Below are 25,664 nucleotides of genomic sequence, written 5' to 3'. Positions count from 1 at the left end.
ATTAAGGCACCTAATGAGACGTGTTCCTACACGGACACACATCGAGGTGCACGAATGCGCTCAGTCCGCCACGTCCTCGCTGCCGCGGCTCTCCTCGTAGCCACGGTCCTCATCCCCGCCTCCCCGGCCGCCGCCCTCGGCAACGGTCTCGCCCTCACCCCGCCGATGGGCTGGAACGACTGGAACACCTTCGGCTGCAACATCAGCGCTCAACTGGTCGAGCAGACCGCCGACACGATCGCCGCAGCCGGCCTGCAGGCGGCCGGCTACCAGTACGTCAACATCGACGACTGCTGGATGTCGAAGTCCCGCAGCTCCAGCGGCCACCTCGTGCCCGACCCGGCGAAGTTCCCCGGCGGCATCACCGCGGTCGCCGACTACGTGCACGGCAAGGGCCTCAAGCTCGGCATCTACGAGAGCGCGGGCACCGCCACCTGCGCCGGCTACCCGGGCAGCCTCAACCACGAGACCACCGACGCGGCCGACTTCGCCGCCTGGGGCGTCGACTACCTCAAGTACGACAACTGCAACAACCAGGGCGTCGACTGGAAGGTCCGCTACAACGCGATGCGCGACGCGCTGGCCGCCACCGGCCGCCCGATCGTCTACAGCCTCTGCGAGTGGGGCGAGGACAGCGTCTGGACGTGGGGCGCCGGCACCGGCAACCTGTGGCGTACAACCGGGGACATCCAGGCCAACTACGGCAGCATGCTGTCGATCTACCACCAGAACGTCGGGCTCTACCCGTACGCCTCCAAGGGCGCCTGGAACGACCCCGACATGCTGGAGATCGGCAACGGCATGTCCTATCGGGAGGACCGGTCCGAGTTCACGCTCTGGTCGGCGATGGCCGCGCCGCTGCTGATCGGCGCCGACCTGCGCAGCGCGACCCCGCAGACGCTGGGCATCTACCGCAACGGCAACGTGATCGGGGTCGACCAGGACTCCCGGGGCGTGCAGGGGCGTCAGATCTCGTCGTCGGGCGGGCTCGACGTGCTGGCCAAGCCGCTGGCCAACGGCGACGTGGCGGTCACGCTGTTCAACGAGAACGCGGGCGCCGCGGTGGTCTCCACCTCCGCCTCGGCGGCCGGCATGGCGGCGTCCTCGCAATACCGGCTGACCAACCTGTGGTCCAATGTGGTCACCACGACCACCGGCTCGATCAGCGCCTCGGTGCCCGGACACGGCGTGGTGGCGTACCGGGTCTCGCCGGGCAGCGGCACCAGTGTCGGCGTGACCAAGCAGCTGGTCAGCGCGGTCGCCAACCGCTGCCTCGACGTCTACAACAACGAGACCGCGAACGGCACCAAGACCGAGATCTGGGACTGCAACACCGGAACCAACCAGAAGTGGACCCCGACCGCGGCGGGTGAGCTGCGGGTCTACAACGGCGCCCAGTGCCTGGACGCCAACGGCAGCGCCTCGGGCAGCCCGGTGACCCTCTGGACCTGCAACGGCGGCACCAACCAGCAGTGGCGGCTCAATCCGGACGGCACCATCACCGGCGTCCAGTCCGGGCTCTGCCTCGACATCGCCGGCGGCAACAACGACGCCGGCCGGGCCAACGGTGCCCTGGCCGAGCTGTGGACGTGCAACGGCGGCTCGAACCAGGACTGGCAGCTGCGCTGATCCACACGTTCCTCACCCGCACGGCCCGCAAAGAGCAGATGATTAGGAGAAGAGGCCGGCACGGGGGTTGGACACGATGCATCTGACAGGCTGGTTAGCGGACCGCAAGGTCACGACGAAGTTGACGATCCTGGCCACGGTTCTGGTCGTGGTGACCCTGGCGGTCGCCACGACCGGCTACCGGTCGACGACCACGCAGCGGCATCTGGTGCAGCAACTCGCCGATCTGCGTGTCGTCGGCCACGAGATCGACACGCTGAAGACCAACAACGCCGACTTCAGCGGTTATCAGATCAGTTACGCCTGGGACGCCAGTTTTTGGGGCGGCGCCAAGGCGGTCGATCCGCAGACCGACAACCGTAAGGGCTTCCTGGGCATCGTCGCCGATATCAAGGCCAACCTGGCGGCGGCCCACACGCAGTACCTGACCGCGTCCGAGCGGGCTCAGCTCGCCTCCCTGCAGAGCATGTTCGAGCAGCTGGTGGCCCAGGACGACAAGATCGCCGCGACCTACCGGCGGAACACCCCGCAGGCCATCGTCCAGGCCCGCGCCATGATCATGGGTCCGTCATGGAACCTGTACTTCAAGATCGTCGACGTGACCGGGGCGCTCGCGAAGTCCATCGAAACGCGCAGCTCGGCCGTCCAGAAAAAAGCGCAGGAGGCGTCCGCGGCGGCGATCCGCGACATGGCCATCACCTTGGGCGTCGGCGTCGCGCTGGCCGTCGCGCTGTCGATGCTGGTGACCCGGCTCGTCTCCCGGCCGCTGGCACGCGTCTCCACGGTGGTGGGCTCGTTGTCCGCCGGAGACCTCACCACGCGCGCCAATGTCCGTCAACGCGACGAACTCGGCCGGATGGCCTCCGAACTCGATCAGGCCCTGGACGGCCTGGGCGACGTGATACGTACGCTGATCAGCAGCTCCGGCTCCCTCAACGACTCCTCCGACCACCTGCTGACCACGAGCACCCACATCGCCGCCGCGGCTGAACAGACCTCGGCCCAGGCCGACGTCGTCTCCCAGGCCGCCGGCACCGTCTCGGAAAACGTGCGCACCGTGGCGGCCGCCTCCGAGCAGATGGGCGCGTCGATCCGGGAGGTCGCCATCAACGCGAGCGAAGCGGCCCAGGTCGCCACGTCCGCGGTGCACAGCGCGGAAGCGGCCACCGTCACGGTCTCCAAGCTCGGCACCAGTTCCTCGGAGATCGGCAACGTGATCAACGTGATCACCTCGATCGCCGAGCAGACCAACCTGCTCGCCCTCAACGCGACCATCGAAGCGGCCCGGGCCGGCGACGCCGGCAAAGGCTTCGCGGTCGTCGCCACCGAGGTCAAGGACCTCGCCCAGGAAACCGCCAAGGCCACCGAGGACATCGGCCACCGGGTGCAGACCATCCAGGCCGACGCGAGCGCAGCCACCGAGGCGATCACCGAGATCGCCGCGGTGATCGAACGGATCAGTGACTTCCAGGCCACCATCGCCTCCGCCGTCGACCAGCAGACGGCGACCACCGCCGAGATGAACCGGAACGTCAACGCGGCCGCCACCGCCTCGGCCGACATCGCCGCCAACATCACCGGGGTCGCGTCCGCCGCCCGGGACACCGCCCGCGGTGTCGAAGACACCAAACGATCAGCCGATGAGCTGGCCCAGGTCGCCAACCGGCTGAAGGGCGCGGTCGCCCGCTTCCGCGCCTGACGCCGCCGCGCCGGCGGTGACAGGATGGAGGCATGGATCAGGAGCAGCGAACGAAGGTCGCGGGCGGCGCCGGTTTCTTCGCCGCGCTGGACCAGAGCGGCGGCAGCACCCCCAAGGCGCTCGAGTCGTACGGCGTGCCCTCGTCGGCGTACTCGAACGACGAGCAGATGTTCGACCTCATGCACGCGTTCCGGGAACGCATCATCACGTCACCGGCCTTCACCGGCGAGCGCATCCTCGGCGCGATCCTGTTCGAGCAGACCATGGACCGCGACGTCGACGGGGTCCCCACCCCGCAATACCTGTGGGAACGCAAGGGCGTCGTCCCGTTCGTGAAGGTCGACGAGGGCCTGGCCGAGGAGTCCGACGGCGTACGCCTGATGAAACCGTTCACCCGGCTCGACGGGCTGCTCGAGCGGGCCGGCCGGCGCCGGGTCTTCGGCACCAAGATGCGCTCGTTCATCAGCCACGCCGACGGCGGCGGCATCGCCGCGATCCTCGACCAGCAGTTCCGGTACGCCGAGCAGATCCTCGCCGCCGGCCTCGTCCCCATCCTCGAGCCCGAGGTCGACATCCACAGCCCCGACAAGGAGAAGGCCGAGGAACTGCTGAAACAGGGCATCCTCGACCGTCTTCCGCTCGACTCGCCGGTGATGCTGAAGCTCTCCATCCCGACCGTCGACGACTTCTACGCCGACCTGATCGGGCATCCCGCGGTGCTGCGGGTGGTCGCGCTGTCCGGTGGCTACAGCCAGGAGGAGGCCGACACCCGCCTGGCCCGCAACCACAGCCTGATCGCGAGCTTCTCCCGCGCGCTCGTGCAGGACCTGCACCGCGACCAGTCCGACTCGTCGTTCGACAGCACTCTCGCGGCCGCGATCACCGCGATCTACGAAGCGTCGACGACCTGAACCGCGTACGGAATCGGACGCCGAATATCGGCGGCGCGTGAGCCGCCCGCGCGGTTAGCCTCGTGCCTGAAGCACCGAGCCAGGTTGTTCCGCATCGATCCGTTCGCTCGCGACGGGGGACTGAAAAACACCGTCGGGTCCTACCTCCTCGACACCGCCCGGCCGTTCCGGGCGGTCCTGGCGACCACCGTGCTGCTCGCCGCGGCCGGCGCGGCCATCGAGGTCTGGCTGATCTGGTACGCCGGGCACGTCGTCGACCTGCTCACGGCCACCACCCCGGCCACGCTCCTCGCCCGGCACGGCGGAGAGCTGCTGGGCGCCGGGCTGCTCGTGCTGGTCGTGCGACCGGCCCTGAAGTTCACTCACGAGGGCCTGGACGACCTGGTCCTCCGACCGAACCTGCTGACCCTCGCCACCTGGCGGCCCCACCGGCACGTCGCCCGGCAGCCGGTCGGCTGGTTCCGGCGCGACCTGACCGGGCGGCGAGGCGACCACCAGCGTGTTCTACTCCGGCGTGCACGCGATCGCGTACATCGTCGCGTACGTGATCGGCTCGGGTTTCCTGATGGCCGCGACCGATCCCCGGCTGCTGCTGCCGATCGGGCTGTGGACCGCCTGCTACGCCGGCCTGATGTGGTTCATCGTGCCGCGCTACCGCAGCGCGTCGGCCCGGCAGCAGGAGGCCGACTCGGCGCTGACCGGGCTGCTCGTCGACTCGTACGCGAACGCCGACACCCCTGGCCCTCCTCGCCGACGACACCGCCGAGCGCGCGACGGCCCGGCGGGTGTTCGAGGCCGCCCGCCGGGCCCACCTGGCGGTCCAGCGGCTCGAGGTCACCATGAACATCACGATGTCCGCGCTCGGTGGTCTCCTGCTGGCCGGGCTGGTCGGCTACGGCATCGAGCTGTGGCGCATCGGGCCGCGCCGATCGGGCTGATCGCCTCGGCGGTGGCGCTGAGCTTCCAGATCGGCCCGCTGGCGGAATGGCGGCTGGACGCGGTGTCCGCGCTGTTCGGCGCCCTCGGGGTGCTGCGGAAGTCGCTCGGCACGATCGCGCAGCCGCTGGTGATCGCCGACCGGCCGAACGCCGGCGAACTCAAGGTGACCGGCGGCCAGATCACCTTCACGGGGGTGAGCCACCACTACGGCGGCGCCCTTGCCGGCGGCGCCCTTGCCGGCGGCGGCGGGGCCGCTGTCGGCGGGGCCGCTGTCGGCGGAGCCGCTGTCGGCGGCCTTGACGGCGTGACGTTGCGGATCGGGGCCGGCGAGCGGGTCGGCCTCGTCGGCCGCTCCGGCGCCGGAAAGTCCACCCTGGCCAACCTGTTGCTGCGGTTCTACGAGCCGGAGGCCGGCACCATCGAAATCGACGGACAGGACATCACGACGGTCACGCAGGAAAGCCTGCGCCGGCGCATCGCCATGGTCAGCCAGGAGGCGACCCTGCTGAACCGGTCGGTCCACGACAACATCGGCACCGGCGACATCACGACGGCCACCCGGGCCGCCGCGGCCGACGGCTTCATCCAGGCTCTGCGCGACGGCGCCGGCCGCTCCGGGTACGCCGCGCAGGTCGGCGAACGCGGCGTCCGCCTCTCCGGCGGCCAGCGGCAGCGCATCGCCCTGGCCCGGGCCCTGCACCGCGACGCCCCGATCCTGATCCTGATCCTGATCCTCGACGAGGCCACCTCGGCCCTGGACTCCGAGGTGGAGGCGGCGATCCAGGAATCACTGGAGCGGATGATGGCCGGGCGAACCGTACTCGCGATCGCCCACCGCCTGTCGACGATCGCCCGCATGGACCGGATCGTGGTCCTCGACGAGGGCAGGGTCGTGGCCTCCGGCACTCACCGCGAGCTTCTCCACGAGGGCGGGCTTTACGCTTCCCTGTGGGCCCACCAGTCCGGCGGCTTCTTGTAACGTGCTCGTGGCGTCGAACGTCTCGGCAGCATCCTGGCCATTGTCCAGGGCGTGGTGGCGCGGCTGACGCTTCTGCGCCCCCTCGGGACGACCAGGACAATCATCGAGCTGGTTCATGCGGACCGGGGCCGTCGCCTGGCAGCCGAGTTCGCTGCCACAGACACGCTCACCGAGGCTGCGGCCGAAATCGACCCCACGTCCAGATCCACGGGCGATCGCCTCGATACCCGACGGCCGCCGGACCCGGCTATCAAAGGTAACAATCGCTTGGCGCCAGCCCGCTATTTGGTGATCCATTTCGCGGCACCGATTTGGCATGATCGACACGCCGGTGGGGCTGACATTTCTCCATCCGGGTGCGGGAAAATAGCTTATGGCGCAGCTCGAGTTCTTTCCCCGGTCGCAAGTGGCGTCTTGGCGGGACCGGACTGCGGCGCGCAATTATTCGCCCGCGGCTGAGCAGTTTCGCCGCGAGCATGAGCGGCATCGTGAATGGAGTTTGCGGCAGCGTCATGGCCGCCGGGCGATGAACCTGCGTCTCTATGGTGACGTCGTCGCGCCGGCCGACCGCACCGGCAGCTCCCGGGCGTCCGAGCTCGCGGTCCCGCAGCCCGAGCCAGCCGACACCGACCGGCCACCGGCTCAGGTGTCGAGCGGAAACGTTTCCCTCAGCCGGGGTTTCGTCTTCCCTGGTGCCGCAGAGCCTGGCGAGGCCAATCCAGCCGGTGAGGTCGATCCGGCCGGTGAGGTCGATCCGGCCGGTGAGGTCGGTCCAGCCGATGAGAGCGCTCCGGCCGATAGGGTCGGTCCTACCCGTGAGGTCGGTCCCGCCCGTGAGGTCGGTCCCGCCCGTGAAAGCGCTCCCGCCCGTGAGAGCGCTCCCGCGAATGACAGCGCTCCGGCCGGTGAGGTCGATCCCGCCCGTGAGACCGCTCCACCCAGTGAGAGCGCTCCTGCTGGAACCACCACCTCCGCCGGTCAAGCCACATCCGCCGACCAGGCCCATCCGCAAACCAGGCCACATCCGCCGACCGGGCCAATCCGGCTGATCGGGTCGAGTGCTGCGAGCGGCAGACAGAGGAGGACCGAGCCATGCCGGCCAGGCCGGCGTGGTCGGCCGCTGCCTGCGGTCAGACCGCGCAGCGCCTCGGATCAGGTCGCTCCGCCGACCGGGCCGGTCCCGCCGATCAGATCAGGCACGTCCTCCCCGGTCGGCCATGCCGGCTCGGCCGACCGATCCCATCGGCGCCGACCGGCACCCGGGCGCCGCCACCCACCCTGGCAACTGCACCGCTCACCCCGCGAGCGACACGGGCCCGCGTGCAGCGCGCACCCTCGCGCGAGCACCACCCGGCCGGCATCGACCAGAATCACCCAGCCGTAACAGCGGGATGAACCTCGGTCCAAATAACACAATCACCGAACGAACAAACACCATGCCCTCGAAATCGTCGAGACAATGCCCTTGCATTCGGTCAATAAATCACCGAAATTGTCTCTGTCGGCAACAAGGTGAATGTCGGCGTGTCTTTGTTTCAGTGTTGCGCCAATAGTTGCATTAGGCGTGCGGGCGGGCTCACTGCCTTCGGCAGAAGTGTGCATCAACTGTGGCATGTTGTCGTGGTCGGCATCTATGGGGAGGACTCAGCGGGCGCCGTCACAGGAGCTTCTCGCGGTACCCCCACCTGGGGCGCCGATCAGCAAGACCGCGGCTGTCGCCGTCAGGACAGTGTCCAGCCACACGGGCCACACCGCTCTGAGCTGGGGGTCGACGTTCTCGGGGCCGACGGCGCTCAGGGATGCCGTCAGGCCGAAGGTCCAGCTGACCGCCCACTCCCACTTCAGCCTGAGAAACGCCGGCACGGCCAGCGCGGCCGCCGGAGACTCCGACGATTTCGACCAGCCACCGGAAGGCGACGCCGCGCCCCCAAGAACCACACGTCGCCGGCCGGCACCGGGACCTTGAAGAACCGTTCCCCAGCCAGGTGGGTCTCGCCGGCGAACAGCGGGCCACCCGGCGCCAACATCACACAGGCCGCCGTGACGACGGCCGGCCGGCGCGCCTCGCCCGTAACAGATCCAAGCAGCCTCGATCGCGAGGAGCCGCCCCCTCCACGAAAACCGTCACAGGTTCCGCGCGTCACTTTCGCAGGTGGCGTACGGCGGCGGCCAGGTCGGCGAAGGTCGCGGCCGGCAGCATGGCGTCGCAGAAGGGCAGGGCGGCGGCCATGGCCGCCACCCGCGGGGTGAAGCCGGGTGCGCCGGCGCGGGGATTGAGCCACAAGATCCGGTACGCGCGGCGGCGCAGCCGGGCCATCGTCGCCGCCAGGCGCTCGGGCGGGTCGGTGTCCCAGCCGTCGGAGGCCACGATGACCAGCGCACCGCGCAGCGTGTTGCCGTGGTGGGAATCGAGCAGGGTGCTCAGGTTGGCGGCGATCCTGGTGCCGCCGAAGCGGTCGGTCACCGCCGCCGTGGCCTGGGTGATCGCCTGCCGGGGCGAGGTCTGGCGCAGGGCCGGGGTGAGCCGGGTCAGCCCGGTGGCGAACGCGAACGCCTCGGCGTCGGCCACCGTAGTGAACGCCCGCATGAGATGCAGGTAGGCGGCCGCCTGCGCCTGCATCGAGGCGCTGACGTCACAGAGCAGCACAACTCGGCGAGGACGCCGGATGGGTCGCTGCCGGACGATTTCGACCGGCTCCCACGCCGTACGCCGGGAAAGCGCAACCGTCGCTCGCAGGGCGAGCCGCCGCCCAGCCGAATTGGTCTCGTGGCGGCGGGTGCGGCGGGTCGGCCAGCGGGTGAGCTCGTCGCGCAGAGCCGCGCCGAGCTGCTCGATCTGCGCCGCGTCGAGGTCCTCGAACGGCCGCTCGGCCAGGGCGGCAAGGGCACTCGGACGCAGCAGCGGCACGCTCGGACCCTCCGCCGGGCCGACCGCCGCGGCCACCGGAGTGGGCAACGTCGCCCACGGCAGGCCGCCGCCGTCGGCCGCACGCTCGGTGTCGGCCTTCACCGGCACATGGACGTCGTCGCGGCGGTTGCCGGGCGGCTCGGTGCCCCGGTTCAGCGCAAGCTGCGGGACGTCGGTGAAGACCGCCGCGAAAACCCGGTCGAAGACGGCCAGATCGGGCTGCCGGCGGACGGTGGCCACGCGCAGTGCCCAGTAGACGGCTTCGGGACTGTCGAGCGTGCAGACTTCCAGCGCACCGACCAGGTCACCGGTCTCGGTGAGGCCGGCCGCGAGGCCCGCGTTCCGCAACTTCCCGGCGAACGACACGGCAAAGGCCGCACGGTCGACGCCGCGGAAGATTACCGGTACCGGGTTATCCACAGGCGACCCCCACGATCTCCATTTTTCCGCAAGAATCGAAACCGGGGTGGCCCCGGGCGGCCGGGTTCGAGTGTGACTTGGGGTTGTGTGGCTAGGCCTCGTGGGAGTTGGGTCGCGTGCGGCCTGCCCCGTGCAACTGAGGTCGCGTGCGGCTAAGCCCTGGGCGACTCGAGCTGGCTGCGGCCCGAGCTGCCTGCGGCGTGAACTGCGTGCGGAGCGAGCTGCCTGCGCCCCAAGCGGCGTGCGACCTGAGCTGCCTGCGCCCTCAATGCTGCGTGCGACCCGAGCTGCGTGCGACCCGAGCTGCCTGCGCCTCCAGCCTGCCTCCAACATGCCTGCGCCTCCACGCTGCCCGCGGCCCCACCCCGCTTGCGGCGCCACCCCGCCTGCGGCCCCACCCTGCCTGCGCTCCAAACGGCACCGGCGGCCGAAACGGCGCCTGCGGCCCGAGAGCGATCAGCGACGCCCTATCAGCCAGGCGATGATCGCGGCGATGACGACGACTACGACGCCCAGCGGGATCAGTCGCTTGTAGACCGAGCTTCCGGCCATGCTCAGGAGGTCCAGCGGCTCCGGTTCGGGCTGCGGTGTGAGCTGGACCGTTGCCGACGACGTCGGTGCGGTGCCGTTGCCCGGTGACTGGGCCTTCGCCGCTGATTTTGGCACGACGCCGCCTCCCGACGCCGAGGCTGTCACCGCTGACGTGGGCGTAGCGCCGTTGACGGGGGTGGGCGAGACCGGAGCCGGCGAGACCGGAGCCGGCGAGACCGGAGCCGGCGAGACCGCGGTGTCGGGGACGGTTTCCACCGCGGCGGCCGAGGAAGCGGCTGCGGCCTCGGCGCTCCCGGGCGGACCGGAGACGGAAGCGGCCGGCGCGGCAGAGGCAGGCGACGCAGCGGAAACGGAAGCGGACGACGCGGCAGACGCGGAAGCGGGCGACACAACGGCGTGGGAAGCGCGCGACGCGGCAGAGGCGGAAACGGGCGACGCGGCCGAGGGGGAAACGGGCGGTGCGGCGGAGGCGGCCGGTGCAGCAGAGGCGGTGTCGGTGGCCAGTTTGGCTTCCAGGTTGGCTACGAACTGGGCCAGCAGCTTGCTCGACACCTCCTTGATCATGCCGCTGCCGAACTGGGCCAGCTTGCCGGAGATCTTCAGGTCGGTGTCCACGCTGACCGTTGTGCTGTCGCCGGCCGGGCGCAGCACCGCCGTCACCACCGCGGACGCGTTGCCCGCCGAGCGGGCGTCGCGGCCCTTCGCGTCGATCGATGCCCGGTGGTCGGTGTCGGATTTTTCGAGGAAGCGGGCCGTGCCGGCGAACTCGGAGACTACCGGGCCGACCTTGACCTTCACTTTGCCCTTGTACGTGTCGTCCTCCACCCCGGTCAGGACGGCGCCGGGCATGCACGGGGCGATCGCCTCGAGGTCGGTGAGGAGTTTCCAGGCCTCGTCGATCGGGGTGTGCACGGTGAACTCGTTGGTGATCTTCACGGCGTCTCCTCAGAAGGCTTCGGCGATCGTGCGCCGGTCGTCGGGGGTTTTGGCGATGGCGCCGAGGGTGCGCAGCGCGTCGCCGGGTGCGAGGTCGGTGGCGCCGAGGGCGGCCAGCGCCGACACCCAGTCGATCGTCTCGGCGAGGCCGGGCGATTTGTCCAGCTCGAGGCGGCGGATGCGGCCGATCAGTTCGGTCGCGCTGCGGATCAGCGGGCCGGTCGCGCCCGGCACCGCGCGCCGCACGATCTCGACCGCACGGTCCAGCGTCGGGAATTCGATCCAGTGGTAGAGGCACCGGCGCCGCAGCGCGTCGTGCAGGTCGCGGCTGCGGTTGGAGGTGAGCACCACGACCGGCGGGGTGATCGCCGTGAAGGTGCCCAGTTCGGGGATGGTCACGGAGGCCTCGCCGAGGAATTCGAAGAGCAGCGCCTCGAATTCGTCGTCGGCCCGGTCGATCTCGTCGATGAGCAGGACGGGCGGGGTCGGGCCGGGGTGGCGTACGGCGCGGAGGATCGGCCGGTCCTGGAGAAATTCGGCGGTGAACAGGTCGGCGTCGGCAAGCTTCTCGTGGCGTGCCTCGGCGAGCCGGATCGCGAGCAGCTGGCGCTGGTAGTTCCACTCGTAGAGCGCCTCGCCCGGGGTCAGGCCCTCGTAGCACTGCAGCCGGATCAGTGGTGTGCCCAAGCTCGAAGCCAACGCCTTGGCCGCCGCCGTCTTGCCGACGCCGGGCTCGCCCTCCAGCAGCAGCGGCTTCCCCAGCCGCAGGGAGAGGAAGACGGCCATCGCGAGGCCGTCGTCGACGAGATAGTCGACGGTGTCGAGCGCGGAGCGGACGCCGGCCGGTGAGTCGATCACGAGAGCAGCCGCTCGTAGTCGGCCCATGTGTCCACGTCGATCGGCACCGGGCCGTCCACGGGCACCGAAGTGACCGGATAGCGGCCTGAGTGCAGCAGTTTCCACACCGCCTTGTCGCCGTGCAGCGACGTGAGAGAGCCGAACAGCGGCCGCCGGAACAGGAAGGGATGTCCGAGGCCGTCGGCGTACGAGCAGATCCCGATCGGCGTGGGCACCGCGGCGACGCGACGGACGGCGTCCGGGGAAACACCCGGCTGGTCGCCGAGGAGCAGCACCAACGAGGAGGCCGTGACGTGCGGGATCGCCGAGCGGATGGACGACCCGCAGCCGGTCGAGAAGTCCGGGTTGTCGACCACGAAGCAGCCGCTGAGGTCGGCCCGCTCGCGGACCTGCGCCGCCGAACCGCCCAGCGCGACCAGCAATTCGGAAAATCCGCAGGCCCGTGCCATGTCCAATGTCGCGTCGAGCAGCGTGCGGCCGCGATAGGGCAGCAGCTGCTTGGCCGAACCCAGTCGAAGCGAACCTCCGGCGGCGAGTACCAGACCGGCGATCCCCATCACGCCGCCGCGAGGAAGGTGTCGAGGCAGCCCTGGCAGCAGAACCAGTGGTCACCGGCGTGCGGCGTGTCCGGCCCGACCACCACGGTCATTCCGCACACCGGGTCGACGGCCTGCGGCGGCAACGCGGGCGCGACAGCGGCCGCCAGACCTTCGGTCCGGCGGGCCCGGACCACCTCGGCCAGGATCGACAGGGCGATCTCCGGGGGCGTACGCGCCCCGATGTCGATCCCGGCCGGCGTGTGAATCCGGGCCCGCTCCTCGTCGGTCAGGTCCATGCCGTCGAGCACCGCCGCTCCCCGTTTCCGGCTGGCGACCAGCGCGAGATAGCCGACCCGCGCGTCGAGTGCGCTCCGGAGCGCCGCCTCCTCGTCCCGCCCCAGCCCGGCCACGACCACCGCGGCCGCTCCCGCGTAGTCGCCGTCCGACACCACCTCGAATTCGAGGTAGCGGGCCAGCTCGGCGACCGCGTGGGCGATCGGCGTCTGCCCGGCCACCCCGAACAGCGGCCGGGGCAGCACCGGGCGCAGGAAGATCTCCAGCGCTCCGCCGGAGTGGCACGGGTTGACCACGACGAGGGCGCCCGGCGCGGCCGGGAAATCGGAGGACGACGAGGGCAGCACCCGCAGCAGCAGGGAGTCTCCGGAGGCCAGGGTGTCGAGCGAGGCGGCCCGGACCGAGCTCTCCGCGCACACCCCGCCGACGAATCCCTCGATCGAGCCGTCGGCCAGGACGACCGCGTCGTCGCCGGGCCGGGCCGAGGTGGGTTCCTGGGCCCGGACGACGGTGGCGTGCACGAACGGCTTCCGGGAGGCGGTCAGCTCCTGGATCCGCGAGGCGACTGAACCTGAGGCGGCTGAACCTGAGGCGACTGAACGTGAGGCGACTGAACGTGAGGCGGAAAGCGTCATGGGAACGACTCCTAGACCGGCGGGTTCGCCCGGCCCTGCATGGCGTCCCAGACCCGGGACGGGGTGAGCGGCATGTCGGCGTGCCGTACGCCGAACGGCTTGAGCGCGTCGACGACCGCGTTGACGATGGCCGGCGGCGAGCCGACGGTGGCCGACTCCCCCACGCCCTTGGCCCCGATCGGGTGGTGCGGCGACGGCGTGACCGTGAAGCCGGTCTCCCAGTCGGGCACCTCGAGCGCGGTCGGGATCAGGTAGTCCATCAGCGAGGCGCCGAGGCAGTTGCCGTCCTCGTCGAACGCGATCATCTCCATCAGGGCCATCCCGACGCCGTCGGTGAGGCCACCGTGGATCTGGCCCTCGATGATCATCGGGTTGATCCGGGTGCCGCAGTCGTCGACCGCGATGAACCGCCGGACCTTGACCGCCGCGGTGCCCGGGTCGACGTCGACCACGCAGATGTACGCCCCGTGCGGATAGGTCAGGTTGGGCGGGTTGTAGACGATCTGCGCCTCGAGCCCGCCCTCGAGCCCTTCGGGCAGGTCACCGGCCCCGTGTGCCTTCATCGCGATGTCCTGGATGGTCACCGCGCGGCCCGGGTCGCCGGCCACGTGGAACGAGCCCTTCTCCCATTCCAGGTCGTCGGGCGAGACCTCGAGCATGCCGGAGGCGATCAGCCGGGCCTTGTCGCGGACCTTGCGGGCGACCAGCGCGGCCGCCGCGCCGCTGACCGGGGTCGACCGGCTGCCGTACGTGCCGAGGCCGAACGGCGTCTGGTCGGTGTCGCCGTGCACCACCTCGATGTCGTCCGGCGGGATGCCGATCTCCTCGGCCACGATCTGCGCGAACGTCGTCTCGTGGCCCTGGCCCTGCGACTGCACCGACAGCCGGACGACGGCCTTGCCGGTCGGGTGGACCCGCAGCTCGCAGCCGTCGGCCATGCCGAGGCCGAGGATGTCCATGTGCTTGCGCGGGCCGGCCCCGACCGCCTCGGTGAAGAACGCGATGCCGATGCCCATCAGCTCACCGCGCTCGCGTTTCTCCTGCTGCTCGCGGCGCAGGTCGGCATAGCCGGCCAGTTCCATGGCGAGCCTCATCGTCGGCTCGTAGTTGCCGGAGTCGTAGACCCAGCCGGTCTTGCTCTCGTACGGGAACTGCTCGGGCCGGATGAAATTGCGCAGGCGCAGCTCGGCCGGGTCCATCGCGAGCTCGTCGGCCAGGCAGTCGACGATCCGTTCGACCAGGTAGACCGCCTCGGTGATGCGGAACGAGCACGCGTACGCCACCCCGCCGGGCGCCTTGTTGGTATAGACCGCGGTCATGTCGCAGTACGCGGCCTCGAGGTCGTAGCTGCCGGTGAACACCCCGAAGAAGCCGGCCGGATATTTGACCGGCGCGGCCGTACCGTTGAACGCGCCGTGGTCGGCGAGCACGTGCGTACGGATCGCCAGGATCTTGCCGTCGCGGGTCGCGGCGATCTCGCCGCGCATGATGTAGTCGCGGGCGAAACCGGTGCTGATCAGGTTTTCCGACCGGTCCTCCATCCATTTGACCGGCTTGCCGGTGACGATCGAGCCGACGATCGCGCAGACGTACCCGGGGTAGATCGGCACCTTGTTGCCGAAGCCGCCGCCGATGTCGGGCGAGATCACCTGGATCTTGTGCTCGGGGATGCCGGCCACGATCGCGTAGAGCGTGCGGTGGGCGTGCGGGGCCTGGGTGGTCGACCAGAGCCGCAGCTTGCCCTCGACCGGGTCGAAGTCGGCGACCGCGCCGCAGGTCTCCATCGGCGCCGGGTGCACGCGCGGGTAGACCAGGTCCTGTCGGACGACCACGTCGGCCCGGGCGAAGACGGCCTCGGTCGCCTCCTTGTCGCCGGTCTCCCAGTCGAAGCAGTGGTTGTCGGTCTTGCCTTCGAGGTCGTCGCGGATCACCGGGGCGCCGGGTTCGAGCGCCCGGCGGGCGTCGATCACCGGTTCCAGCACGTCGTACTCCACGTCGATGAGCTCGAGCGCGTCGCGGGCCGCGTACCGGTTGTCGGCCACCACGAAGGCGACCTCCTGGCCCTGGAAGCGCACCTTGTCGGTGGCGAGCACGGCCTGCACGTCGTTGGAGAGGGTGGGCATCCAGGCCAGGCCGAGACCGGCCAGGGTCTCGCCGGTGACGACGGCCCGGACGCCGGGCGAGGCCTCGGCGGCGCTGGTGTCGATGCCGACGATGCGCGCGTGGGCGAACGGGGACCGCAGGATGGCGAGGTGGAGCATGCCGGGCAGCTGCACGTCGTCGGTGTAGCGGCCGCGCCCGCGGACGAAACGCGGGTCTTCTTTGCGGAGCATGCGGCCGTGGCCGAGCGGCTTGTGGTCGTTGTCCTCGAAGGCCGTGAGCTTGGCGTCCTGCGTCGTCGTCATCGCGCCACCTCGGAAGCCTCGTGCACGGCCGCCCACCGCACAGATCGGACAATCGTCGCGTATCCCGTGCAGCGGCAGATCTGGCCGCTGATCGCCTCACGGATCTCGCCGTCGGTCGGGTCGGGGTTGCGGTCGAGCAGGGCCCGGGCGGTCATCATCATGCCGGGCGTGCAGAACCCGCACTGCAGGCCGTGACACTGCATGAAACCCTGCTGGACGGGGTCGAGCTCGGCACCTCGCGCCAGCCCTTCGACCGTACGCACCTCGTGCCCACCGGCCATCGCGGCGAGCACCGTGCACGACTTGACCGGCTCGCCGTCCAGCCAGACGACGCAGGTGCCGCAGTTGCTGGTGTCGCAGCCCCAGTGGGTGCCGGTCAGCCCCAGTTCGTCGCGCAGGAAGTGCACCAGCAGTAGCCGGCCCTCGATCTCCCGGGTGACCTCGACGTCGTTGACGCTCATCGTGACCTGCATCAGAATGCGCTCCCCACTTGATCAAATCGGCTTCGTTCGACGGCCTTCCGGAGAGTGCGCCGGGTCAGTTCGCCGGCCAGGTGGCGCTTGTAGTCGGCGCTTCCGCGCTGATCGGTCGCCGGGTCGCAGGTGCGGGCCGCGATCTCGCCGGCGGTCGTGAAGAGGTCCTCGCCCGGTGGTCGCCCGCGCAGCGCGTCCGAGATCTCGGGGATGCCGGTGGTGTTGGGGCCGACCGCCGCCAGCCCCACCCGGGCGTCGGTGATGACCCCGCCGGCCAGCCAGACCGCGGCGCCGGCCGAGACCACGGCCCAGTCACCGGCCCGGCGCTCGACTTTCTCGTAGGCGCTGCTTCCGCCGTCGCGGCGCGGGAACCGGACCTCGACCAGGATCTCGCCGTCGCCGACCGCCGTCTCGTACGGCCCGACGTGGAACTCCTCCATCGACACCACCCGCTCGGCCCCGCCCGGGCCCCGGATCACGCAGCTGGCGTCGAGCGTGGTGCAGACCGCGGAGAGGTCCTCGGACGGGTCGGCCTGGCAGAGCGAGCCGCCCAGCGTGCCCCGGTTGCGCACCACCGGGTCGGCGATCACCCGCTCGGCGTCCCGGAAGATCGGGAACGCGGCCGCCAGCTCGTCCGATTCGAGCAGCTCACGGTGCCGGGTCAGGGCGCCGATGCGTACCTCGCCGGGGCCGGTGCGGATGTAGGCCAGCTCGCCGTGCAGATCGTTGATGTCGATGAGATATTCGAAATTGGCCAGCCGGAGCTTCATCATCGGCAGCAGACTGTGCCCGCCCGCGACGAGCCGGGCGGTGTCGCCCAGCCGCTCCAGCAGCCCGATGGCGTGGTCGACGCTCGTGGCGCGTTGGTATTCGAACGGAGCCGGCACCTGCATGCTGCACCTCCGGGGTTTCGCCGAATCTTGCGCCGACCTGCGGCAAAGTCAACAGCGACCTAAGCGATCTCTTAACTCGCCGTTGACTTGGGACCGGGCGATCACGGATGGTGCGACTATGCGGGACATCGTGGACGGCCTGGCCGCCTGGCGCTCCGCCGGTTATGCCTTCGCGCTGGCCACGGTCGTGCGCACCTGGCATTCGGCGCCTCGGCAACCGGGTGCGGCGATGGCCGTGAACGATCAGGGCGAGGTGCTGGGCAGCGTCTCCGGCGGATGCGTCGAGGCCGCCGTCTACGCGGCGGCGGAAGAGGTGCTCCGCACCGGAAAGGCGCAGACCCAGACGTACGGGGTGAGCGACGACGAAGCGTTCGAGGTCGGCCTGACCTGTGGTGGAACCATCGAGGTGCTGATCCAGCCCGACTCCGCGCTGACCGATATCGACCAGGTGATCGCGGCGATCCGGGAGGGCCGGCCGGTCGCCACGGCCTCGGTCGAGGACGCCCAGCTGGTGGTCTGGCCCGTGGGGGCCACCGGCAGCCTCGGCGATCCCGAGGTCGACCACTCGGCGGCGGCGCAGGTGGCCGGGATGCTGGCGGCCGGCACGACCGGCACGGTCCGGGCGTGCGAGGTGCCGGTGTTCGTCCAGTCGTACGCCACCCCGCCCCGCATGATCGTCTTCGGGGCGATCGACTTCGCCTCGGCGGTGGCCCGGATCGGCCGGTTCCTCGGCTACCACGTGACCGTCTGCGACGCCCGGGGCGTCTTCACCACCCGCAAGCGCTTCCCGGACGCCGACGAGCTGGTCGTCGACTGGCCGCACCGCTACCTGGCCTCGACCCCGGTCGACGAGCGGACCGTGCTCTGCGTGCTCACCCACGACCCGAAGTTCGACATCCCGCTGCTCGAGGTGGCCCTGCGCACCCGGGCCCGGTACGTCGGCGTGATGGGCTCGCGCCGCACCCACGAGGACCGGAGGCAGCGACTTCGGGAGGCCGGCGTGAGCGAGGAGGCGCTGGCCCGGCTGTCCGCGCCGATCGGGCTCGACCTGGGCGCCCGTACCCCCGAGGAGACCGCGGTCGCGATCGCGGCCGAGATCGTCGCCCGCTCGTGGGGCGGAACCGGACTCCCGTTGTCCGAGCTGGAGACGCCGATCCACGGCACCACATAAGACACGGGCCACCTAGGATTGCCGTGTGACCACGGAGGGCACTTTCCTGGGCAGCCTCCCGCCCTCCGCTGTGGCCGAGCTGGTGGCCGAGAGCAGCCGCAAACGATTCGAGAGCGGCCAGGTGCTGATCCGCGAGGGCGGCACCGACACCCACGTGATCCTGCTGCTCGGCGGCTTCGTCAAGGTCACCACCGCGGTCGAGGGCCACGAGACGCTGCTCGGCATCCGGCTCCCCGGCGAGCTGGTCGGCGAGATCGGCGCGCTCACCGGCGAGCCCCGCAACGCGACCGTCACCGCCTGCGGCCGGGTCACCGCGGGCATCCTCTCCCAGGCCCGGTTCGAGGGGTTCCTGGGTCACCGGCCCGACGCGGCCCGCCTGATCGCCGGCGCGGTCGCCCGGCAGCTGCGCTGGGCCAACCGGCGGCGCTCCGACTTCGCCGCGTTCCCGGCCCACATCCGCCTGGCCCGGCTGCTCTCCGAGATCGCCGAGGTGTGCGGGCGGGAGCGGCCGGACGGCTCGGTCGAGCTGACGGTGCCGCTGAGCCAGCCCGAACTCGCGGCGATGATCGCGATCGGCCAGGCCACGGTGCAGAAGGCGATGCGCGACCTACGGGACGCCGGGCTCATCACGACCGGCTACCGCCGCATCCGTCTGCTGGATCCGGTGCGCCTGGCCAAGCTGGCCTCGTCGATCTGAGCCGGGCCGGCCCGGTCGATCTGCCGTCGTCAATCCGACCGCCTCGCCAGATCACCTGATTCGAGCAGGTTCCCGGAAGAACCGGGGCTCACCATCGCAACTACCGGACACTGCGAGGGAGGGGCCATGGTGTCTCTGATTGGACGCGACGAGGAGATCCGGCAGGCGCTCGAGGTGCTCGAGGAGTTGCCGGCCGGCCAGCCGTCCGTGCTGGTCATCGAGGGGCCGGCGGGCAGCGGCCGGAGCCGTCTGCTGGCCGAGATCGCGGTGCGGGCCCGGGACCGCGGCTGGCGTACGGTCGGCGAGGCCGGCTGGATCACCGCCGACCGGGCCCGGCGGCTGCTGCAGCGGGCCCGCCGGGAGCCCGGCCCGATGCTGCTGACCTGCGACCATCCGCATCGGGTCGAGCCCGGTGCGTGGCCCGCCCTCGACCGTCTGGCCGAGACGGTGCCGGTGCTGGTCATGGTCACCGGCCGGATCGAGGCCGACCCGCTCGCCGCCGACCACCTGCTCGGCGCGGAGACCCACCACATCCGCCTGCCACCGCTCACCCCGGCCGAGGTGGCGGCGCTGGTGGCGTCCGAACTGGGCGGGCTGCCGGGCGACGGCCTGCTCACGCTGTGCCGGGTCGCGGCGGGCCGCCCGGGTGCGCTCTCCGATCTGCTGACCGGCCTGCGCGAGGAGGAGATGCTGCGGGTCGAGGACGCGCGGATCGGCCTCACCGCGACCCGGCTTCCCCGGCGTACCGAGGCCCGGCTGCGGCGGCAGGTGGCGGCGCTCTCGCCGGCCGCCCGCCATCTGGTGCAGGCGGCGACGGCGTTGCGCGGACGGTTCCCGCTCGCCCGGCTGGCCCGGCTGATGCGGTCGGGCCTGGTGAGCCTGCTGCCGCCGCTCGACGAGGTGATCGCCGCCGGGCTGCTGGACGGGGACACCGAGCTGCTGGCGTTCCGGCACGAGCTGGTGCGCACCGCGGTCGAGGCGACGATGCCGCGGCCGGTGGTGGCGGCGTTGCGCGGCGAGCAACCGCGTACCGGGCCCCGGCGCTCGCACCCGCCGGCCGCGCCGCCCCGCCGGGGTGGGTTGCGCGACCTGACCGTGCTCAGCGTGCGCGAACGCGAGATCGCCGAGCTGGCCGGACAGGCGCTGACCAACCAGCAGATCGCGGGGCGGCTCAACCGTTCGCCCCACACGGTCAACTACCACCTGCGCCAGATCTTCCAGAAGCTCGGCATCAGCTCGCGGGTCGAGCTGGCCGGCCTGACCGGCCGCGGTCACGCCGGCACCCGCCCGGGCGGGGCATAGATCCAGTCCATGTCGCTCAGGGTGAGACCGGCCAGGTGCCGGTCTCGCCGTCGCTGGGCGGCGCCGTCGGCCAGGTGGTTGTTGTGCGAGCCGGCCCGGGAGGCGGCGGCGACCTGCTCGGCCCGGTCGTGGCGCTCGGCCGCGTAGGCGGTCAGGCCGCCGGGGCTCCCGAGGTGGCGGGCCAGCGACTCGGCGTCCTCCAGCGCCTGGCAGGCACCCTGGGCCAGGAACGGCAGCATCGGCACGGCGGCGTCGCCGAGCAGGGCGATCCGCCCCCAGCTTCGCGGGCCGGGCGCCGGGCGTTCGAACAGGGGATGACGGTCGAACGAGCCGGCCGCGGCGAGCAGGCCCCGCACGGTCGGGTCCCACCCGGTGTACGCGGCGAGCAGCTCGTCGGCGCGGACCCCGCGGGCGGGCGGCGGGGCCACGGCCGCGGGCAGCGTCGCGACCAGGTTGAGGCTCCGGCCGTCGCCGATCGGATAGCACACGAAGTGCTGGCCGGGCCCGAGCCAGACGGTGACGTCCACTGTGGAGAAGAGCGAGGCCGGCACCACGGCGCGGTAGGCGATGTGCCCGCTGAACCGGAGCGGGTCGGCGATCAGGTAGGGGCGGACCGCCGAGTTCAGGCCGTCGGCGCCGATCACCACGTCGGCCGGTTCGAACGAGCCGTCGGAGAGGGTCACGCCGGTCCCGGCCAGCGCGGTCGCCGCCCGGCCCAGGCGCACCCGCGGGGCGACCACGTCGTACAGCAGCCGGCGCAGCACGGAACGGCGCACGGTGACGTAGGGATCGCCGTACCGCCGGAGCGCGTCCCGCCCCAGCGGGACGCGGCTGATGAGGCCGCCGTCGCGCCAGCGTCGCAGTTGGCGGCCGGCCGGCCGGAAGGCGCCGTCCAGCGCGGCACCCAGCCCGAGCCGCCGCAGGACCGCGGTGCCGTTCGGTGAGAGCTGCAGGCCGCCGCCGGCCGAGCTGAGCACGCGGTCGCGTTCCAGCACCGTGCAGTCGATCCCGCGGCGCTGCAGGGCGATCGCCAGCGCCAGGCCCCCGATTCCGCCGCCGGCCACGACAATCCTCATCCGAACTCCCGATCAGTAGTACCGCAGGGCGCGATCCCAGTCCTCGCCCGCGGCGAACAGCCCGCGCGGTTTCATCAGTTCCGGCCCGGCGGTCAACAACCCCAGGGGCACGAGGGAACCCGGCGGCATCGTTTCGATGCCGGCCTCGATTCCGTACGCCGCCCCGACCGCCTCACCGAGCGCGGCGGCCGCCGCCGGCGCGTGCTCCGGGCCGACCTCGATCTGCATGATCAGCCGGTCGCCGGCCGGCCGCGCCCGCCAGAACCGCACGCCGTACTCGGCGGGCAGCCCGAACACCAGCTCCTCGACGCCGACCTGGGTGAGTTCCCCGGCCGCGAACGCGGTGCGCCCGAGGATCCGCACCGTCGGCAGCGCCCACCCGCACGGGCAGTCCCCGAGCGAGACCTCGACCTCGTCCTCGGTGTTGTAGCGCAGCAGCGGCATCGCCTCGCGGTAGAGCGGCGTGACCACGAGCTGTCCACGCCCGGCCGGCAGCAGACGCCCGCCCGAGAGCACCTCGAAGATCGCCCGGTCGGCCCACAGGTGCAGCCGGCCGTACGGGCACTGGCCGGCCAGGCTGCCGGTCTCGGTCGCGCCGTACTCCTCGACGACCGGCACGCCCCAGATCTGCTCGATCCGGGACCGCTTCGCCGGGCTGAGCGGGTCGCCGCCGACGAACAGGGCGCGCAGGGCCGGGAAGTCGCGGAGCCCGGCCAGCTCGGCCGCGGCCGCCCAGAGCAGCGTGTCGGCGGCCAGCGACCACGTGACCGTCACGTCGAGGTCGTGCAGCAGCCGGACCACGGTCGAGTACGGCGTGGCCAGCGACCGGTTGTCGGCCGGCACCACGGTCGCCCCGCGGGACCGGGCCGCCGCGTGCGCGAGGTGCCCGGTGATCATCAGGGCGTACGGCGTCCGCACCAGGAACGTGTCCGACGGCTCGATGCCGACGTGCTTGCGGGCGTAGCGGTCGACCAGGTCGAGCCAGTCGCCGGCGGTGTAGTAGGACGCGGTCGGCGCGCCGGTGCTGCCGCTCGACTCGTGGTAGGTGGCCAGCTCGGACCGGTCGACCGCCAGCATCCCGAACGGGTAGGCGTCCCGCAGGTCCTGTTTGGTGGTCAGCGGCATGTCCTCCAGCGGCGACAGGCCGAGCTTGCGATAGAACGGCGACCGGGTGGCCGCCTCCAGCGTCCGCGCGAGCTGCGCCTGTTGCAGGCGCCGCAGCCCCACCGCGTCGGTCCAGTCCCCCAGGTGCGGGCGTTTCACCATGTCGTGTCCTCCCCCAGCAAGCGGCACGCGTTGGTCCGGAGCACCCGGTCGCGGTCGGCCGGTTCGAGCCCGAGCGCCGCGCACTTGGCCAGCTCGACCGCCGGGTGCTGCAGCGGGAACTCGGTGCCGAACAGCACCCGCCCGGCCCCGAGCCGGTCGATCGCGGTGCGCGCGGTGACGGTCAGGCAGCCGGACAGCTCGGCCACCACGTTGGACAGGGGCGCCAGCTCGGCCAGCCCGGCCATCTCCAGCCCGGTGTGCCCGCAGTGCCCCCAGACCAGCACGGCCTGCGGAAACTCGAACGCCAGCCGGGCCAGGTCGGCCGGCCGGCAGCCGGGCCGCCCGGTCGTGACGACATAGACCGGATGCCGCATCGCGGCGGCGATCGCCACCAGCTCGGCCACGGCCGGCTCGTCCAACCGGAATCCGTGCACGGCCGGGGAGATCTCCAGGCCGCGGAAATGTTCCGCTTCCTTCCGGTACGCGTCGACGTCGCGCCGTGGATCGGCGAAGTAGAACGGCAGCAGCCGTCCACCGGACCGCTCGCACGCCTGGGCAACCGCCGAGTTGTCGGCCGGTGTCTCGACCCGGCCGCCGTAGGTGATCTGCACCGACAGCTCGTCGAGCCCGATCAGCCCACCGGCGCTGACCGCCGCCCGGTCGATGCCGGCCCGGTCCATCGCCTGCAGCAGCCGGCCGTCACCCCCGGGGACCAGCCGGGCGTGGAAGTCGAAGACGCTCATTGCTCGTAACACTGTTCGTCGATCGGGTAGCCGACGTGCCGGTCGCGCCCCGGCAGGTAGCCGAGGATCTCGTCGCCCGGCTTGAGCTCGGTCGAGTTGAGAACCGTTGCTCCCGGCCCGAGCACGCGCACGTGCCAGTCGTCCTGGACGATCAGGTTGGCCCGCTCGCCGCCCGGCGCGACCGCCTCCATGCTCAGCAGCGGCCGGGTCTCGATCTTCACCCGGCCAACGGTCACCCGCCGCGTGCGCCCGTCCGCCCCGACCGCCAGCACGGTGTCGCCGGCGCCCAGTTCGCTCAGGTAGCGCGTCCGCTCGGGCCCGGCCAGCGTGTACGACATGACCGCCCCGGCGTTGACCCGGAACGGCCGGGTCGGCATGTAGGGCAGCGGGTGGGTCTCGCTGACGCAGAGCAGCAGCGCCCGCGAGCGCGACCCGGTCAGGATGCCCTCGTCGGGCCGCAGGTAGGAGCAGGTGTCGACGCAGGCCCGGTCGCCCCGCCCGGCGTGCCGCACCGCGGTGACGGTGAACGTGGTCAGCCGCAGGTCGGCCGGGCGGTAGCGGACGACCTCGGCGAGCCGGGTCGCGTCGCCCGGCGCGGCCGGGGCGAGCAGCACGGCGTCCGGCCCGTGCTCCAGGACGGCCAGGTGCACCTCGGCGTCCTCGACCCGGTCGACCGCGGTGACGATGGTGCCGGTCGCCCCGTCGGCGGCGGCGAGCACGATCTCCATCGGAATGTTGGTCGGATCGCGGAACCGGATCAGCGTCACCGGGTCGTGGCGTACCCCGTCACAGGCCACGTCGAGGCTGGCGGCGTCGGTGACCTCGTGCCGGCCGCCGATCGGCACGTCCGGGTAGCGGCCCTTCAGGGCGGCCGGGTCACCGTGCACGGCCGGGTCCACCAGTACGAGGTCGGCGTTGCCGAGGTCGTCCGGGAGGTCGGGCCCGGCCGGCGCGAGCACCCGCCTGATCGTCGGCGGCAGCGGGGCCAGGTCGGCCACGTCGGAGGCGACCACGGCGTCGAAACGCTGGTGGAGGGCTTCCTCGGCAGCTGCGGTCCGCCAGTCGGGCAGGTCACGCAGGTCGAGCCAGCACTGCTTACGGCCGCGCGCCGCCGGGCTGGCAGCCGCGTTCGGCTCGGGAGTCGCGGTCATCGGATCACCGCCGGGGTTCGGCCGTGGACCAGGGTGGCCAGGTGGCGGATCGCGGCGGCCGGGTCGGGGGCGGTGAAGATCAGGCGCCCGGCCGCGACGCCGCCGGCTCCGGCGCGCAGCGAGCCGGCCAGCGCGGCGAGGACCGCGTCGGGCCGGCCCGCCTCACCGCCGGCCGCCAGCACCGGGACGGGGCAGCCGGCGGTGATCCGGACGACAGCCGCCTCGTCGTCCGGAAGTGGCGTCTTGACCAGGTCGGCGCCGAGTTCGGCGGCGACCGTCACGGCGTGGGCGACGACGGCGGGCGAGCGCGGGTCGGCGATGGCCGGCCCCCGGGCGTACATCATGGCCAGCAGCGGCACGCCCCACCGGTCGCAGTCGCCGGCCACCGCGGCCAGGTGGGCGACCTGCCGGTCCTCGGTCGCCGAACCCAGGTTGACGTGCACGCTGACCGCGTCGGCGCCCAGCCGCAGCGCCTCCTCGACGGTCGCCACCGGATATTTCGCGTCCGGGTCGGGGGCCAGGCCGGTGCTCGCGTTGAGGTGCAGCACCAGGGCGAGGTCGCGGAACCGGTGGGCGGCGATGTGGCGCAGCGCCCCCTTGTGCAGCACCACCGCGTCGGCCCCGCCGGACGCCAGCCGGCCGGCCAGGTCGTCGAGGTCGGTTCCGATCGGCCCGGAGGCCATCGCGTGGTCGAGCGGCACGACGAGCAGTCGTGCCGGATCGTGCCGGTAAAGGCGGCCGAGGCGTCGCCGACGGCCACCGGATTCGTTGCCGAGCACCGCTTTCCCCCTTTTGCCGTGAATCAGTTCGCACGCTATCGGCGGGAGTCGGGCGGCCCTACTACTCAAATGAGTAGGTATACGAGAAGTGCAGGTCAGAGGCGATCGAGCGAGTAGTCCCGCACGAGTGGGAAGTTGCCTGGCGACATTCACCGACGTCAAATGGTGTGTGAACGTGCGCACTTCGGTCCGGGTTGGACGGCGCCAATCAGGAACCGTTGGCGTGCCTGTCTTTCCGGGGCCCGGCGGTCACCCGTACGGGTGACTTGTGGGGGCGGGTGACCGCCGGTCGGGTGATCGTGCCCGCGGTCGAAGAAATGATCGACTGGCATTCTCCCGACGGCTGATGTCAAGATGCGCGCCGAAGCCCCCGCACTTTGTGGAGATCCGGCCGCCACCGAGCCACCGG

The 25,664-nt window shown here is 71.5% G+C and carries 21 protein-coding genes; 8 read left to right on the top strand and 13 right to left on the bottom strand.

Annotation, left to right across the window (positions count from 1 at the left end; genetic code table 11):
- Positions 1-54 precede the first annotated feature (54 nt).
- The 5 genes from AB0M88_RS00765 to AB0M88_RS00745 all read left to right on the top strand — a co-directional run bounded on the left by AB0M88_RS00765 (position 55) and on the right by AB0M88_RS00745 (position 6,157).
- Positions 55-1,629 (top strand): alpha-galactosidase, encoded by a 1,575-nt coding sequence (locus tag AB0M88_RS00765; protein WP_364093399.1) that lies wholly within the window; start codon positions 55-57, stop codon positions 1,627-1,629.
- Between the two features lie 76 nt (positions 1,630-1,705).
- A complete protein-coding gene (locus AB0M88_RS00760; protein WP_364093396.1) occupies positions 1,706-3,328 on the top strand; it encodes a methyl-accepting chemotaxis protein in 1,623 nt (540 codons plus the stop codon).
- A 32-nt stretch (positions 3,329-3,360) separates the two neighbouring features.
- Positions 3,361-4,239, top strand: a complete 879-nt coding sequence (locus AB0M88_RS00755; RefSeq protein ID WP_364093393.1) for a fructose bisphosphate aldolase — start codon at positions 3,361-3,363, stop codon at positions 4,237-4,239.
- 84 nt (positions 4,240-4,323) lie between these two features.
- Positions 4,324-5,082, top strand: a complete 759-nt coding sequence (locus AB0M88_RS00750) for a hypothetical protein (protein WP_364093390.1) — start codon at positions 4,324-4,326, stop codon at positions 5,080-5,082.
- Between the two features lie 64 nt (positions 5,083-5,146).
- Positions 5,147-6,157, top strand: a complete 1,011-nt coding sequence (locus AB0M88_RS00745; protein ID WP_364093387.1) for an ATP-binding cassette domain-containing protein — start codon at positions 5,147-5,149, stop codon at positions 6,155-6,157.
- A 2,140-nt stretch (positions 6,158-8,297) separates the two neighbouring features.
- On the opposite strand, the gene AB0M88_RS00740 is transcribed toward AB0M88_RS00745, so the two are convergent.
- From AB0M88_RS00740 to AB0M88_RS00705, 8 genes are all read right to left on the bottom strand, one after another.
- The gene (locus tag AB0M88_RS00740) at positions 8,298-9,485 is read right to left on the bottom strand and encodes a VWA domain-containing protein (RefSeq protein WP_364093384.1); all 1,188 of its coding nucleotides are present in this window, start codon (positions 9,483-9,485) and stop codon (positions 8,298-8,300) included.
- A gap of 456 nt (positions 9,486-9,941) precedes the next feature.
- Positions 9,942-10,973 (bottom strand): SRPBCC domain-containing protein, encoded by a 1,032-nt coding sequence (locus AB0M88_RS00735; protein WP_364093381.1) that lies wholly within the window; start codon positions 10,971-10,973, stop codon positions 9,942-9,944.
- A gap of 9 nt (positions 10,974-10,982) precedes the next feature.
- A complete protein-coding gene (locus AB0M88_RS00730; RefSeq protein ID WP_364093379.1) occupies positions 10,983-11,831 on the bottom strand; it encodes a MoxR family ATPase in 849 nt (282 codons plus the stop codon).
- A complete protein-coding gene (locus AB0M88_RS00725) occupies positions 11,828-12,388 on the bottom strand; it encodes a nucleotidyltransferase family protein (RefSeq protein WP_364093377.1) in 561 nt (186 codons plus the stop codon). The genes AB0M88_RS00730 and AB0M88_RS00725 overlap by 4 nt, the downstream gene beginning before the upstream one ends.
- Positions 12,388-13,209, bottom strand: coding sequence for an XdhC family protein (locus AB0M88_RS00720; RefSeq protein WP_364093513.1), 822 nt, complete (start codon positions 13,207-13,209; stop codon positions 12,388-12,390). The genes AB0M88_RS00725 and AB0M88_RS00720 overlap by 1 nt, the downstream gene beginning before the upstream one ends.
- Before the next feature lie 101 nt (positions 13,210-13,310).
- Positions 13,311-15,704: an aerobic carbon-monoxide dehydrogenase large subunit gene (locus AB0M88_RS00715; protein WP_364093375.1), complete on the bottom strand. Its 2,394-nt coding sequence runs from the start codon at positions 15,702-15,704 to the stop codon at positions 13,311-13,313.
- Complete coding sequence (locus tag AB0M88_RS00710) at positions 15,701-16,177, bottom strand: (2Fe-2S)-binding protein (RefSeq protein ID WP_364093372.1); 477 nt, start codon at positions 16,175-16,177, stop codon at positions 15,701-15,703. The genes AB0M88_RS00715 and AB0M88_RS00710 overlap by 4 nt, the downstream gene beginning before the upstream one ends.
- On the bottom strand, positions 16,177-17,070 hold the full coding sequence (locus tag AB0M88_RS00705; protein WP_364093369.1) for a xanthine dehydrogenase family protein subunit M: 894 nt from the start codon (positions 17,068-17,070) through the stop codon (positions 16,177-16,179). The genes AB0M88_RS00710 and AB0M88_RS00705 overlap by 1 nt, the downstream gene beginning before the upstream one ends.
- A 118-nt stretch (positions 17,071-17,188) precedes the next feature.
- Between AB0M88_RS00705 and AB0M88_RS00700 the strand changes: the two genes are divergently transcribed.
- The 3 genes from AB0M88_RS00700 to AB0M88_RS00690 all read left to right on the top strand — a co-directional run bounded on the left by AB0M88_RS00700 (position 17,189) and on the right by AB0M88_RS00690 (position 20,240).
- Positions 17,189-18,241 (top strand): XdhC/CoxI family protein, encoded by a 1,053-nt coding sequence (locus AB0M88_RS00700; RefSeq protein WP_364093366.1) that lies wholly within the window; start codon positions 17,189-17,191, stop codon positions 18,239-18,241.
- Positions 18,242-18,266: 25 nt separating this feature from the next.
- Positions 18,267-18,938, top strand: a complete 672-nt coding sequence (locus AB0M88_RS00695) for a Crp/Fnr family transcriptional regulator (RefSeq protein ID WP_364093363.1) — start codon at positions 18,267-18,269, stop codon at positions 18,936-18,938.
- Positions 18,939-19,064: 126 nt separating this feature from the next.
- Positions 19,065-20,240 carry a LuxR C-terminal-related transcriptional regulator gene (locus AB0M88_RS00690; RefSeq protein WP_364093360.1) on the top strand — a complete coding sequence of 392 codons (1,176 nt, stop codon included), beginning with the start codon at positions 19,065-19,067 and terminating at the stop codon, positions 20,238-20,240.
- Here the strand turns inward: AB0M88_RS00690 and AB0M88_RS00685 are convergent.
- Genes AB0M88_RS00685 through AB0M88_RS00665 form a run of 5 tightly spaced genes read right to left on the bottom strand, consistent with a single transcriptional unit; the run spans position 20,210 to position 25,255 of the window.
- The gene (locus AB0M88_RS00685; protein ID WP_364093358.1) at positions 20,210-21,316 is read right to left on the bottom strand and encodes an FAD-dependent monooxygenase; all 1,107 of its coding nucleotides are present in this window, start codon (positions 21,314-21,316) and stop codon (positions 20,210-20,212) included. The two genes, AB0M88_RS00690 and AB0M88_RS00685, sit on opposite strands and share 31 nt — an antisense overlap.
- A 12-nt stretch (positions 21,317-21,328) precedes the next feature.
- Positions 21,329-22,582: an AMP-binding protein gene (locus tag AB0M88_RS00680; protein WP_364093356.1), complete on the bottom strand. Its 1,254-nt coding sequence runs from the start codon at positions 22,580-22,582 to the stop codon at positions 21,329-21,331.
- On the bottom strand, positions 22,576-23,325 hold the full coding sequence (locus AB0M88_RS00675) for an amidohydrolase family protein (protein ID WP_364093354.1): 750 nt from the start codon (positions 23,323-23,325) through the stop codon (positions 22,576-22,578). The genes AB0M88_RS00680 and AB0M88_RS00675 overlap by 7 nt, the downstream gene beginning before the upstream one ends.
- Complete coding sequence (locus AB0M88_RS00670) at positions 23,322-24,476, bottom strand: 3-dehydroquinate synthase II (protein WP_364093352.1); 1,155 nt, start codon at positions 24,474-24,476, stop codon at positions 23,322-23,324. The genes AB0M88_RS00675 and AB0M88_RS00670 overlap by 4 nt, the downstream gene beginning before the upstream one ends.
- Positions 24,473-25,255 (bottom strand): 2-amino-3,7-dideoxy-D-threo-hept-6-ulosonate synthase, encoded by a 783-nt coding sequence (locus tag AB0M88_RS00665; protein WP_364093350.1) that lies wholly within the window; start codon positions 25,253-25,255, stop codon positions 24,473-24,475. The genes AB0M88_RS00670 and AB0M88_RS00665 overlap by 4 nt, the downstream gene beginning before the upstream one ends.
- Positions 25,256-25,664: the final 409 nt, after the last annotated feature.

Source organism: Actinoplanes sp. NPDC051411 (assembly GCF_040682075.1).
Lineage (GTDB): Bacteria > Actinomycetota > Actinomycetes > Mycobacteriales > Micromonosporaceae > Actinoplanes.
The sequence above is the reverse complement of the archived record's forward strand: the minus strand, read 5'-3'. Positions and strand labels throughout refer to the sequence as shown.